We start from the raw sequence: 12,618 nt of genomic DNA, 5'->3' as shown, positions 1-12,618 counted from the left end.
ATGCCTGCGCCCATCCCCGCCCCAGCGACTGCTCCCGACCGGTGGAAGCGTCATCCCGGATACAACGGCTTTTCAGACAGACGCGTATCGTCGTTCCGGGCGGCCCACTCCCCCGTACTTCAGGTTCACCTGCACCAGCCCTTCCTCCGCCAAATACTCCAGGTACCGGCGAGCGCTGACTCGGGAAATGCCGAGTTGTTCTGCTGTTTCGGTGGCTGAGATCGGCTGCGGCGCCTGCTTGAGGATCTTCTCCACGAGCTCCAGCGTTTCGATGCTGCAGCCCTTGGGCAGTGGCCGGTGTTCCTGCCCCTTTCCCAATCCGAAGAGCCGATTGACGTCCTCCTGCTGCAGCTGCTGGTCCGAGGTTTGCAGGGGCGCGTAGGAGCTTCGGTAATGCTCAAGTCGTTCATTGAGATCGTCCCGGGAGAATGGCTTCATCAAGTAGTGCACGATTCCCCCGCGCAACGCCCTGCGGACCGTGTCCATTTCCCGGGCGGCGCTGATGACCAGTACGTCCAGGTCGGGTTTGATCGTTCGCAGCTGCTGCAGCAGATCCAGCCCATTGATGTCCGGCAGGTGGATGTCCAGTAGCACCAGTGCCGGGTTCAGTGATTCGACGGCCTTGACGGCCTCGGCCCCGTTATGCGCCACCCCCACCACGGCGAACCCGTCGATGCTGTTCACGAAGCCGGAGTGAACCTTGGCGACCATGAAATCGTCGTCGATCACCAGTACCTTGATCATCTGGCGTGCTGTCCTTTACTTTGCGAGTGTGGCGGTGAAGAGCGCACCGTTGTCGTTCCTGGCCATCACGTGCCCGCCGTGGCGCTGGCAGACCAGGCGGGCCAGCGCCAAGCCAAAACCGCGCCCTCCCGCTGCGTGGTGGTCCTTGGTCGAGAACCCCTGGGCGAAGATTTCCTCAATGACCCCGTCGTCAATTCCGGGGCCGTTATCCGCGACGGTGATGGCTATTTGGGAATCCGTGTCTTTGATGGTGATCTGGATGTGCGCGTCACGAATCTGGGTCAGGGCCTCTATTGCATTATCCGTCAAGTTGCCAACCACCGTGGTCAGGTCGCGGGCCAGTGCTTCTTCGCACCGGCTGAGGCGGGATTCCTCGTTCAGTTCCAGCTGGATGCCGCGTTCCGAGGCGACGCTGGCCTTGGCGATCAGCAGAGCTGCCACCGTGGGATCCTCAATCGAGGTCGACACGCTGTCGAACAACTGGCTGCGGCTGAGGCTGACCCCTTCAATGAAGCGCTCCACTTCCCCATATTCTTCGAGTTTGATGAGTCCGGAAATCGCATGCAGCTGGTTCGCGAACTCATGGGTTTGGGCGCGCAACATGTCGCTGGTGGCCTTGGTGTTTCCCAGTTCCTGTTCCAGGCGGCTTAGCTCCGTGCGGTCGCGGAACGTGGTCACCGACCCCAGATCCCGTTCCCCGCGGCTGATGGGCATGCGGTTGAAGACCAGAACCCGCTCCCCGATCAGGAACTGGCGGTCGGCTTCCTCCTGCTGGGTGAGAAGGGCACGGGTCACCTGCGGGGCGACGTTCAGCTCCTCCAATGTGCGCCCCACACAGTCTTCAGGCAGGCGCAGCAGTTCAATGGCCACATCGTTGGCCAGGGTGATCCGGTGGTTGGGGGAAACCGAGATCACGCCCTCCTTCACCCCATGCAGCAGCGCCTCGCGATGTTCAAAGAGCTTGGTGATGTCCCGCGGTTCCATTCCCCTGGTCTGGTGCTTGACCTTTCGGGCCAGCAGGACTGAGCCTCCGGCTCCGAGCAGGATGCACACCAGCAGGGTGAACAGCACGCTGGGCGCGATCTCCCGGAGCAGCTCGGCGGTATTGGGGTAGCTTTGCCCGGCCCCCACGATCCCGATCAGCTTTCCCTCCTCGTTCAGCACCGGGATGTGGGCGATCAGTTCATGCTTCCCGTCATGGACGCGTTCTCCGCGCCATGCGCGGCCCTGGGTCACGGTGCTGTCCGGGGTGAGGATGGAGGAGTTGACTTCATCGGGGTAGCTGGAGGTGATGATCGTGCCCGCAGCGTCGGCGATGGCCACGAAATCCAGGCCCGAAATGCTGCGCGCGGACTCGGCCATGGCAGGCAGGGCCGAACCCATCTCCGGGGCCGCATCGGGCAGGAGCGCGCGCAGCAGGGGATTGGAAGCCAGGGATTCAGCCGCGGACAGGCTTCTGCGGGTTTCGGACTTCTCAAAATTGTTGGTCGCCTGATTCACCGATACGGCGATGACCCCGGTGAGAACGACCCCAATGATCAACAGCTGCATGATCAGGTACTGCCCGGCCAAAGTCAGTTGCCGACCGGGCTTTCGTCCCCTCGCGGCATGGGCCGTTTTCATGTGTCCCGTTCTCCTCTTGCCGCCATTGATGTTGCGGCGTTCTCCACCCTTTAGCGTACCGAAGCGACGCGAGAGCGGGATCACATTTTTTGGTTACACAATGAACAATATCTACTCTGCTTACGCAAACGTGACGCGCGGCACCGCGGGCCATAGTGTCTAAAGCACTCGCCCAACAATGAAGGTAGTGAGGCACGATCCCGATGAGAACTTTCAGATCCCTGCGCAAGGTGGCCACTGTTGCCGCCGCCGCGGCACTGGCACTGACCGCCACCGGCTGCGGTGTCACCTCCGAGAACTCGTCCGAAGGCCAGTCGGCGGACAGTGGCCCGGTGGCCGGACTGCGCATCATGGTTCCCAACACCGCCGGCGGCGGTTATGACACCACCGCCCGCGTGGCCGCCAAGGTCATGGATGAGGCGGACATTGCTTCGAACCCCGAGGTCTTCAATCTGGCCGGTGCCGGGGGCACCGTGGGGCTGGCCCGCCTGGTCAATGAAAAGGGCACCGGGGACCTGTCAATGCTGATGGGTCTGGGCGTGGTGGGCGCCAGCTACACCAACGAATCCGATGCGAAGCTGACCGAAACCACCCCGATTGCCAAGCTCATCGAGGAGCCGGGAGCGATCATGGTCTCCAAGGACTCCCCGTACAAGACCATCGACGATTTGGTTCAGGCCTGGAAGAAGGATCCGGGCAAGCTTTCGGTCGGCGGCGGCTCCTCGCCGGGCGGCCCGGACCACCTGCTGCCGATGCAGCTGGCCCAGGCCGTGGGCATTGACCCGAAGAAGGTGAACTTCGTTTCCTACGACGGCGGCGGGGATCTGCTGCCGGCCATCCTGGGCAACAAGCTGGCGTTCGCCGCCTCCGGTGCCGGTGAATACATGCAGCAGATCGAAGAGGGCTCGGTGCGCGTCCTGGCCACCAGCGGCGAAGAGCGCCTGGAGGGCGTGGATGCCCCGACACTCAAGGAGTCCGGCATCGACCTGGTCTTCTCCAACTGGCGCGGCATTGTCGCCCCGCCGGAGATCTCGGACGCCGACAAGCAGAAGTGGATTGGCGTCGTCACCAAGATGCACGACTCCGAGCAGTGGAAGGAAGCACTGGAGACCAACGGCTGGAGCGATGCGTTCATGACCGGTGAGGACTTCTCCAGCTTCCTGAGCGAACAGGATGAGCGCGTGGCCAACGTGCTCAAGGCCCTGGGGCTGGCGTGAGCGAAGTAGCCACAACCAGGAAGAAGCGCGTCGAACTGCTGTTCGCCGCGTTTCTTCTCTTGGTGGGAATCCTGGTGTTCGTTGACGCGTCGCAGCTTCATGTGACGTACTCCCAGGCCGACGTGGTCGGGCCCAAGGCCCTGCCCTACGTGGTCTCGGTGATTCTGGTCCTCTCCGCCGTGGCGCTGGCCATCACCGTATGGCGCGGCAACCTCGCCCAGGGCGAGGAAGGCGAAGACGTGGACCTGAGCCAGCCCTCGGACTGGAAAACCCTGCTGCCGCTGATCGGAGTGTTCGTGGTGAACATCCTGCTGATCAACTGGGCCGGCTGGGTCATCTCCGGCACGCTGCTGTTCTTCGGTTCGGCTCTGTGCCTGGGTGCCCGACGCTATGTCCTGACCCTGGTCATCTCCCTGGTCATGGCGCTGGGTTCCTTCTATGGTTTCTACCTCGGTCTGGGCATCAAGCTGCCGGCCGGGATCCTGTCGGGGGTGTTGTAGGTGGATACGCTCAGCCTCCTGATGGACGGCTTCGCCGCCGCCCTGACCCCCATCAACCTGCTGTTCGCGTTCGCCGGGGTCATCCTGGGCACCGCGGTCGGTGTACTTCCGGGCATCGGTCCGGCCATGGCGGTGGCGCTGCTGCTGCCGGTCACCTACGGGATGGAGACCTCCAGTGCGCTGATCATGTTCGCCGGCATCTACTACGGCGGCATGTACGGCGGTTCAACCACCTCCATCCTGCTCAACACCCCCGGTGAATCCGCAACGGTGATCACCGCCATCGAGGGGCACAAGATGGCCAAGGCCGGCCGTGCCGCCCAGGCGCTGGCCACCGCAGCCATCGGCTCCTTCGTGGCCGGAACCATCGGCACCGCCCTGCTGGTGACGGTGGCCCCCTTCGTGGTGAAGTTCGCGGTGAGCCTGGGCGCCCCCAGCTACTTCGCGATCATGGTGCTGGCACTGATTACCGTGACCGCGGTCCTGGGTTCCTCCAAGATCCGAGGTTTTGCCTCCCTGGGCCTCGGCCTGGCCATCGGTTTGGTGGGCATGGACCCGGTCTCCGGGCAGAGCAGGCTCACCTTCGGCTTCGCGCCGCTGGTGGACGGGTTGGACATTGTGGTGGTGGCCGTCGCGATCTTCGCGATTGGCGAGGCCCTGTGGATTGCCGCGCACCTGCGCCGCACCCCCACCCGCACCATTCCGGTCGGCGCCCCGTGGATGGGCAAGGAAGACTGGAAGCGGTCCTGGAAGCCGTGGCTGCGCGGCACCGCGTACGGCTTCCCCTTTGGCGCCCTGCCCGCCGGCGGCGCCGAGGTGCCAACCTTCCTGTCCTACGTGACCGAGAAAAAGCTGTCCAAGCACCCCGAGGAGTTTGGCCACGGCGCCATCGAGGGCGTGGCGGGCCCGGAGGCGGCGAACAATGCCTCGGCTGCCGGCACCCTCACCCCGATGCTCGCCCTGGGCCTGCCGACCAACGCCACCGCCGCGGTCATGCTCGCCTTCCTGGTCATGAAGGGCATCCAGCCCGGTCCGCTGCTGTTTGAAAATGAGCCGGCACTGGTGTGGGCGCTGATTGCGAGCCTGTTCATCGGCAACACCCTGTTGGTGCTGATCAACCTGCCGCTGGCCCCGGTTTGGGCGAAGCTGCTGCAGATCCCCCGCCCCTACCTGTATGCCGGGATCCTGTTCTTCGCCACGCTGGGCGCGTTCTCGGTAAACATGCAGACCGCGGACCTGTGGCTGCTGTTGGTCATCGGGCTGCTCGGCTTCGCACTGCGCCGCTTCGGACTGCCGGTGTTGCCGCTGATCCTAGGTGTCATCATCGGGCCGATGGCCGAGGAACAACTGCGCAAAACCTTCCAGCTCAGTGCCGGTGAAGTTTCCGGGCTGTGGAGCGAGCCGGTGGCGGTGGCGATCTACATCATCATTGCCATCCTGTTGCTCCTGCCGGTCATCTTCATGGCAATCCGCCGTTCCCGCGGCGGCTCCTCCGAACTGGCCCAAGGGCTGGCCGGGGGCGGCAACCTCACCGAGGATGAGCTCTCGCCCCTGGACCACCAGCACCTGAAGGGCGGAAGCCATGTGGCCGAACAGAGCCGGCCGCATGGGGAAGATACCAGGAAGGATCACTCATGAGCATCGTGGTCGGATACATCCCTTCCCCGGAAGGAGAGGCGGCACTGCAGCGGGCCATCCTCGAAGCCGAGCGTTCCCAAAGCCGGCTCACCGTCGTCAACCCGTCCAAGGGTGATACCCCCATCGACAACCGGCTGATTGATGCCAAGCAGCATCATGAGCTGGAAGAACGCCTCGCCGCGTCGGGAGTGGACTTCTGGATCGAGCGCTCGCCGGTGGGCTCCGACCCGGCGGACAAGATCCTGGGCGTGGCCCGTGCCCAGCGGGCCGAACTCATTGTCATCGGCATGCGCAAGCGCTCGCCCGTGGGCAAGTACATCATGGGAAGCACCGCGCAGCGGATCCTGTTGCAGGCCGAATGCCCGGTGCTCTCCCTGAAGGCCGAGTACGCCTGGTAGCCAAGGCACCGATTCACCGCCCCAACACAAAACTGCCCTGCGGCAACTGGTTCTCCAGTTGCCGCAGGGCAGTTGCAGTTCCGGCTGAAGGTCCAGGACCTACTGCTGGTACGGGTTGGTCGGGGCTGCCGGTCCGCTTCCGGGCTGGGGCGTGTTCGGCATCTGCGGGTTGGTCGGAGCCGACGGGCCCGCCGGGGACTGCGGCCCGGCCGGGAACTGCGGATCAGTGCCCGGGGCGTGGCCGCCAGCCAGACGCACCAGTTCCGCGGTGTTCTCCGCGGTGCGAATCGCGGCCAGCAGCGATTCAAGGCTGGCGCGGGCCAGGACCAGGTAGAGCAGGACGAAGAGCGGTCCGAGGATCAACAGCGTGAAGATGCCGAAGCCGGTGCTGGCCTGGAAGCTGGTGAACACGGCCACGAGGTAACCGATACCCAGCATCACCATGATCAGGATGTAGACGATCTTGATGATGGTCGGGGTGACGAAGCGGCGGAAGTCGAGATCGAAAAGCGCCTTCATGTTTCTCTCACTTTCTTGGGGGCTAGTGACACACGAGACGTTACCCGATCTTGTGGACAAAAAGGTAGCAGCATGACGTGGAGTGTTTTTGATACACACAAGTTAGACAGACCTCGTTGCCGCGGCGCCCCTGCACGGTCACGGCTCCCCCACGAGGATGACTCCTTGGAAAAGCGCAAAACCCGGTATTCACCAGGGAAAGACCATCCCACCGGTGAATACCGGGCTGCACAGCCACGAACCAGGCCGAAAACGTTCACGGCACGCCAGCGCGAAGCGGAGCTGGCGCTCTGGCGCTCCTTCGGTCAGCAGCGCTGCCCAAGCGCCCAGGCTAGGTCCGCGTGCGGAACATTGGGGCAGGACTTTATGACGCGTCCAGGGCTACCCGGACCTGGTGCACCAGCTCAGCGCTGGTGGCATCGATGTGCCCGCTGCCGCCGCCGGGACCGGCCGCTCCCCCGTTGACGCTGTGCCGGGCGGAGAGGTGGACCCCATCCAAATGGCGCAATCTGGGAATGTCGCCAATGCGTACTCCCCCGCCAGCCTGGATCTGCACGCGCCCTTCTGCCAATTGGTGAAGCTGGGTCAACGTGTCCACGCCGTCGATGGAACGCGTCGCTCCCCCGGAGGTCAGTACCCGGGTGGCGCCGAGCTCGACGAGATCCCGGATGATCCGCTGCGGTTCGATGCCGCGCTCCAGCAAGACGTCCACACAGCGGTGCACGGTGATTTCGGCATCCGGGTTCACGCTGCGTGCGGCGGTGGCCAGCTGGCCGAGCACCGGCAGGTCCAAGGCGCTCTCTGCACCGTCCAGTGCTCCGATCACCACGCCCTGCGCGCCAAGCTCCATGCTGCAGACGATGTCCGCGACCATTGCCTCAACCTCGGTGACATCGTAGACGTATCCGCCGGGCCTGGGACGGATCAGCACGTGAACCGGCAGGCCCACCTCGATGGTGGTGCGCAGGATCCCCACCGAGGGGGTCAGCCCTCCAGTGGACAGTGCCGAGCACAGCTCCACCCGCTCGGCCCCCTCACTGCGGGCAATGCGGGCACCGGCAGCGTCCTGGACCGCGATTTCCAGTACGGGCATGGCTAGGCTCCGTGCGGGCGGGCTGCGAACAGCTGGGCGCCAAGGTCCGGGTCTTCCATGTCCTGGTCGAACGGGAACATGGGACGCTCGATCTTTCGGTGGCCCAGGCGCAGCAGGTCCTGGTCCACGCCGCCGGGGGTCAGCGCGAGCATCCATCCTTCAGCCAGGTCGAACAGTTCCGGTTCCAGGTAGCCGATCTTGACCACGACTAGGTCAAAGTCGGTGGCCTGCAGCCCGGCGGCGGCGAAGTCGGAACGGGTGTGGTAGGGCTTGCGCCGTTCGGTGATGATGGCGTGCACCCCACCGACCCGCACCACGGCGACCCGCCCACTGGTGGCATCCCCGTCGGTGAGGCTGTGCACGACGCCGCTGAGCTCTGCGGGACCGGAATGCACGTGGTCCACCCGCGCCCCGGCCTCCAGGCTGATCTCGGCACCCAGTCCGGCCTCGAAGCACGCGGCCACGGCCGGGGCATCAAAGACCGAGGCGACCACGACGCGCGGGGAATCCTGCCCGATGAGCCGTTCATCGGCCAGCAGTTCGCGCAGCGTCCAGGTCACGTCCCCGGATCCGCCGGCGGTCGGGTTGTCCCCGGAATCGGAGATCACGTAGGGGCGCGGCGCGTCTTCGGCCAGCGCGGCGGCCAGGCATTCCTCCAGGGAGGCGGCCGGGGCCACGAACTTGAAGTCCGCGCGGGCCTGCCAGTAGCGCTTGCCCAGCTCGGTGGCCTGCTGCCCGATCAGTTCGGCGTCATCACCGGTGACCACCACGGTGGCGTAGCAGCGCGGTTCATCGGCCCAGGCGTAGCCCACCCAAATCGAGGCGTCGGTGACCCCGTCCAGGGCTTCAATGCCCGGGATGGCGGCATAGATGCCCTTGGCCGGTTCCAGCCGGGTGGAGGTCTTCTCCCCGGGCAGCAGCACCGGGATCCGCACGAACGCCTTGTGCGGTGCCCCGGCACCGGATTGCAGCCGATCCACCAGGTTGCGCAGGGCGCGCTGCTTCGTTTCCTGCTCATCCTCGTGCGGAGCCATGCGGTAGCAGGTGATCAGGTCGCACTGCTCAACCAGATCGGCGGTGACGTTGCCGTGCAGGTCCATGGTGGCCGAAACCAGGCAGCGCGGTGCACCGGCCTTCTGGCTTTCCTCATCCAGGGCGCTGCGCACGGCGCGGGCCAGGTCCGCCTCCGCGTCCTGGCGCCCCAGCACGGTCATGGCGCCATGGATGTCAAAGAAGAAACCATCGAACGGGCCGTGCTCGTGGATCATGGCGATCAGATCGCGCTTGAGCGTCTCATAGACTTCGGGCTCAACCATGCCTCCGGGCAGGGAGCGGGCGTGGACCAGCGGGATGGCGGTGAACGCGGCGTCCAGGGCGGCGTCATAGTTCTCGTGCTCAGGCTGCAGGAAACTGTACCGGCCCATCAGCGCGTCATCGCGGGTGAAGTTGAAGGCCTCGAATCCCGAACGGTGCGGGGAGAAGTTCGAGGCTTCAATCGACATGCCGCCGAAGCCGATTTTCAGTGCTGCAGGGGTTGGGTTCACGAGACGGTTTCCTTTCATGGAGGGTCGTGGCGCCTGAGCGCCGCCCACCGGCTAGGCCGGCGGGTCTGAAAATTCTGCGGGGAGGCTGGGCTGGCTCAGCAACTCGATCAAGGCGATCTCCGCGGCGCCAATCAGCCCGGCGTGTGCCCCGGCCATTGCCGCTTCCACGCGCAGCCCGGAGGTGGCCATGGGCAGGCAGCGTTCATAAAGCTGGGAGCGCACCGCAGCCACGTAGACGCTGGCGCTGGACAGGGTGCCGGTGAGGTAGACGTCCCCGGGATTGAAGAAGTTCACTACGGTGCTCAGCGCGAGCCCGAGTTGCCGGCCGGCCTCGCGCACCACTCCATTGGCGGCCGGGTGCCCGTCACGCACCAGCTGGATCACGTCGTGGATGTCATCGACGTGGGTGCCCACCGCGGCCAGGTCGCGCACGATGGCCGCGCCGGAGGCAATGGTTTCCAGGCAGCCGCGGTTGCCGCAGGAGCACAACCGGTCCCCGGCGGCCTCGACCTTGGTGTGCGTGATGTCCCCGGCGGCGTAGGAGGAGCCGCGGAAGAGTTCGCCGTTGGCCATGATGCCCGAGCCGATGCCGGATCCGGCGATCAGCGTGATCGAGTTGGCGGCGGCGTCATCACCCCGGGTCAGGTACTCCCCCAGCGCCGCGAGGTTCGCATCGTTGTCCATGTTCACCGGTATGCCCATTTTTTGCCGGGCCATCTCGGCCACCGGCTGGTTGTGCCAGCCGGGCATGCGCGAGGGCGAGACGACGACGCCTCGCTCCACATCCACCGGTCCGGGCAGACACAGGCCCACCGCCAGCAGCTGTCCGCCATCCTCGGCCGCCACCTGCCTCAGCGCAGCCCAGAGAGTTTCCAAGGTGGCATCCACGCCCTGGCCGACATCGATCCGCACCTCGCGGATGGACAGGATTTTGCGGGACATGTCCGCCACCCCAACCCGCGCGTGGCGCGAACCCATGGAGATCACCCCAAGGCGTCCGGACTGGTAACGCAAGGTCAGCAGCTTGCCGGGGCGTCCGCCGCGGGAGAGCGCAGCACCGCCTTCAACGATGAGCCCGGCCTCGGTCAGTTCATTGACTTTTGCCGAGATCGTGGAGGGGGCCAGTTCAAACTCGCGGGCCAGGGCCGAGCGGGTGACTGGTTCAACAGCGATGCGATGGATGATGTCCGCCGCCAGGTTTCCAGAAGCCATGAACACATCCTCTCATTGGGCTCATACGACGCTTTCTATTACCAAGATTCGCAAAACTTTTTTCGATTCAGGTGCAAGTCTTAGCTCTCGTGACCTATACTACACATAGTTTGATCATAAGTATCAATACTTTGTTCGATGTTGAATAAAGGTTGGCGGCGGATCGTCAGCCACTCACACCGTTAGCGAGGAACTCATGGCTTTCGACCAGAGACGCATGAAAAAGTCCGTCACCGCCGGCCTGGCAGCGCTGGCGCTGCTGCTCACCGGTTGCGGCGGGGCAAACAGCAACACCAACTCCGCCACCGACGGCGACAGCGATGCCGCGGCCAAGACCGTGCCGGCCGGCGTGGACACCAACACCGTGAACTACGCCCTGCCGCCGAACGCCACGCCAAACTGGATCCTGCCGATCGGCGTGGCCGGCAAGATGGCCACCCACAACTCCTCCATCCACCAGGCCCTGTGGTCCCCGATGTTCACCTTCGACGGCTCCAAGGGCGAAATGGCCATGGACACCGAAACCGGCATCGCCGACAAGGTGGAATACTCCGAGGACGGCAAGCAGGTCACCTTCCACATGCGTGACATGCACTGGTCCGACGGAGAACCGATCACCACCCGTGACGTGGAATTCTGGTTCAACCTGATCAAGGCGAACAAGGAACAGTGGGGCGGGTACAAGGAAGGCCGTCTGCCGGACAACATCACCGACGTGGAGTACACCGACGAGAAGACCTTCACCGTCACCTTCGACAAGGTCTACAACCAGGACTGGCTGAACTCCGGCCAGCTGGCTTCCGTGCGCCCGCTGCCGCACCATGCCTGGGCCAAGACCAGCCAGGACGGCAAAGTCGGGGACGCGGACCGCACCGAGAAGGGCGCCAAGGAGATCTTCAAGTTCCTGATGAAGGAATCGGAGAACATCTCGGACTACGTGGACAACCCGCTGTGGAAGGTGGTCTCCGGCCCGTTCACCCTCGGCGGCTTTGACAACTCCGGCAAGGTCACGCTGGAGAAGAACGAAAACTACGACGGCAAGGACGCCGCCCAGGTCCAGACCGTGAACCTGCTGCCGTTCACCTCCGCCGATGCCGAAGTGAACCTGCTGCGCTCCAAGGGCATTGACTACGGCTACATTCCCACCTCACTGCTGAACCAGCAGCAGCAGTTCCAGGCGAACAACTACAACATGGACCCCTGGGAAGGGTGGGCCATCACCTACATGCCCTACAACTTCAACAACCCGAAGATGGGCGATGTCTTCAAGCAGCTCTACGTGCGCCAGGCGCTGCAGTCCTCGGTGGACCAGAGCACCATCTCCGAAAAGGTCTGGATGGGCGGGGCCAACCCGGTCTATGGCCCGGTGCCGCAGGACATCGAGTCCCACTACCTTTCCGACACCCAGAAGAACAACCCCTACCCGTACGACATCGAAAAGGCCAAGCAGCTGTTCGCCGACCACGGCTGGAAGGCCGGCAGCGACGGCATCCTGGTCTGCGAGTCGGCCGGCGCCGGGGACTCGGACTGCGGCGAGGGCATCAAGGAAGGCACCAAGATGGAGCTGACCATGATGGTGCAAAACGGTTCGGAGGAGGCGGACAAGCAGTTCGCCGCCATCCAGTCCTCCTTCCGTGAGGCCGGGGTCGCGGTGAGCTTCGATCGCGCGCCGCTGAACTCGGTGCTCAACCGCACCGTGCCGTGTGAGGCCGACTCCTCGGACTGCAACTGGCAGTTCTCCTACTTCGGTGCCGCCGGCTCCTGGTACTTCCCGGCCTACCCGACCGGGGAGCGCATCTTCGCCACCGGCGCCTCGGTGAACTTCGGCAACTACTCCAACCCCAAGGCCGATGAGCTGATGACCAAGGCGCTGGAGAGCAACGACCCGCAGATCATGCAGGACTACTCGGCGCTGCTGGCCGAGGACCTGCCGGTGATGTGGCTGCCCAACCCGGTCTACCAGGTCTCGGTGATCCGCGACGGCATGACCGGCACCACCCAGGACCCGACCGGGAACTTCTTCCCGCAGCGCTGGGGCTGGAACAAGTAATACCTGCGGTGTGTCCGTGGCCCGGCGCCGCTGCGCGGGGCCGGGCCACGGGCAGGCACACAACTTTTGAAAGGACTATC

11 protein-coding genes are annotated in these 12,618 nt (G+C 64.6%); 5 read left to right on the top strand and 6 right to left on the bottom strand.

The genetic code is table 11. The annotated features are described in order from the left end of the window. Nucleotides 1–72 precede the first annotated feature (72 nt). Entirely contained in the window at nucleotides 73–744 is a 672-nt protein-coding gene (locus tag AC6I21_RS04475; protein WP_138925892.1) for a response regulator, read from the bottom strand. Between the two features lie 15 nt (nucleotides 745–759). Further along, nucleotides 760–2,367 (bottom strand): sensor histidine kinase, encoded by a 1,608-nt coding sequence (locus AC6I21_RS04470; protein ID WP_246049770.1) that lies wholly within the window; start codon nucleotides 2,365–2,367, stop codon nucleotides 760–762. 203 nt (nucleotides 2,368–2,570) lie between these two features. Here AC6I21_RS04470 and AC6I21_RS04465 point away from each other — a divergent pair, with 203 nt between their 5' ends. From AC6I21_RS04465 to AC6I21_RS04450, 4 genes are read left to right on the top strand one after another with little or no spacing between them, the layout of a single operon-like run. Continuing rightward, nucleotides 2,571–3,584, top strand: a complete 1,014-nt coding sequence (locus tag AC6I21_RS04465) for a Bug family tripartite tricarboxylate transporter substrate binding protein (protein WP_138925891.1) — start codon at nucleotides 2,571–2,573, stop codon at nucleotides 3,582–3,584. Beyond that, on the top strand, nucleotides 3,581–4,084 hold the full coding sequence (locus AC6I21_RS04460; protein WP_138173266.1) for a tripartite tricarboxylate transporter TctB family protein: 504 nt from the start codon (nucleotides 3,581–3,583) through the stop codon (nucleotides 4,082–4,084). Before AC6I21_RS04465 ends, AC6I21_RS04460 begins: the two co-directional genes overlap by 4 nt. Then, nucleotides 4,085–5,722 (top strand): tripartite tricarboxylate transporter permease, encoded by a 1,638-nt coding sequence (locus AC6I21_RS04455; RefSeq protein ID WP_246049768.1) that lies wholly within the window; start codon nucleotides 4,085–4,087, stop codon nucleotides 5,720–5,722. Next, entirely contained in the window at nucleotides 5,719–6,120 is a 402-nt protein-coding gene (locus AC6I21_RS04450) for a universal stress protein (protein WP_497763130.1), read from the top strand. The genes AC6I21_RS04455 and AC6I21_RS04450 overlap by 4 nt, the downstream gene beginning before the upstream one ends. A 99-nt stretch (nucleotides 6,121–6,219) precedes the next feature. Here AC6I21_RS04450 and AC6I21_RS04445 read toward each other — a convergent pair whose 3' ends face one another. From AC6I21_RS04445 to AC6I21_RS04430, 4 genes are all read right to left on the bottom strand, one after another. Then, a complete protein-coding gene (locus AC6I21_RS04445; protein WP_138925889.1) occupies nucleotides 6,220–6,639 on the bottom strand; it encodes a DUF4282 domain-containing protein in 420 nt (139 codons plus the stop codon). Nucleotides 6,640–7,003: 364 nt separating this feature from the next. Beyond that, a complete protein-coding gene (locus AC6I21_RS04440) occupies nucleotides 7,004–7,732 on the bottom strand; it encodes a copper homeostasis protein CutC (RefSeq protein ID WP_138925888.1) in 729 nt (242 codons plus the stop codon). Nucleotides 7,733–7,734: 2 nt separating this feature from the next. Next, complete coding sequence (locus AC6I21_RS04435) at nucleotides 7,735–9,276, bottom strand: M81 family metallopeptidase (RefSeq protein WP_281283956.1); 1,542 nt, start codon at nucleotides 9,274–9,276, stop codon at nucleotides 7,735–7,737. Between the two features lie 51 nt (nucleotides 9,277–9,327). Next, nucleotides 9,328–10,488 (bottom strand): ROK family transcriptional regulator, encoded by a 1,161-nt coding sequence (locus AC6I21_RS04430; protein WP_138925886.1) that lies wholly within the window; start codon nucleotides 10,486–10,488, stop codon nucleotides 9,328–9,330. A gap of 196 nt (nucleotides 10,489–10,684) precedes the next feature. On the opposite strand from AC6I21_RS04430, the gene AC6I21_RS04425 reads away from it, so the two are divergent. Further along, nucleotides 10,685–12,538 carry a peptide ABC transporter substrate-binding protein gene (locus AC6I21_RS04425; protein ID WP_138925885.1) on the top strand — a complete coding sequence of 618 codons (1,854 nt, stop codon included), beginning with the start codon at nucleotides 10,685–10,687 and terminating at the stop codon, nucleotides 12,536–12,538. The last annotated feature ends 80 nt before the right edge of the window (nucleotides 12,539–12,618 follow it).

Source organism: Glutamicibacter sp. St.4D3, assembly GCF_059728615.1.
The sequence above is the reverse complement of the archived record's forward strand: the minus strand, read 5'-3'. Positions and strand labels throughout refer to the sequence as shown.

Bases quoted from the DNA above. Each gene is read 5' to 3' on its own strand.
- AC6I21_RS04475 (WP_138925892.1), bottom strand. From the start codon at position 744: ATGATCAAGGTACTGGTGATCGACGACGATTTCATGGTCGCCAAGGTT.
- AC6I21_RS04470 (WP_246049770.1), bottom strand. From the start codon at position 2,367: ATGAAAACGGCCCATGCCGCGAGGGGACGAAAGCCCGGTCGGCAACTG.
- AC6I21_RS04465 (WP_138925891.1), top strand. From the start codon at position 2,571: ATGAGAACTTTCAGATCCCTGCGCAAGGTGGCCACTGTTGCCGCCGCC.
- AC6I21_RS04450 (WP_497763130.1), top strand. From the start codon at position 5,719: ATGAGCATCGTGGTCGGATACATCCCTTCCCCGGAAGGAGAGGCGGCA.
- AC6I21_RS04445 (WP_138925889.1), bottom strand. From the start codon at position 6,639: ATGAAGGCGCTTTTCGATCTCGACTTCCGCCGCTTCGTCACCCCGACC.
- AC6I21_RS04440 (WP_138925888.1), bottom strand. From the start codon at position 7,732: ATGCCCGTACTGGAAATCGCGGTCCAGGACGCTGCCGGTGCCCGCATT.
- AC6I21_RS04430 (WP_138925886.1), bottom strand. From the start codon at position 10,488: ATGGCTTCTGGAAACCTGGCGGCGGACATCATCCATCGCATCGCTGTT.
- AC6I21_RS04425 (WP_138925885.1), top strand. From the start codon at position 10,685: ATGGCTTTCGACCAGAGACGCATGAAAAAGTCCGTCACCGCCGGCCTG.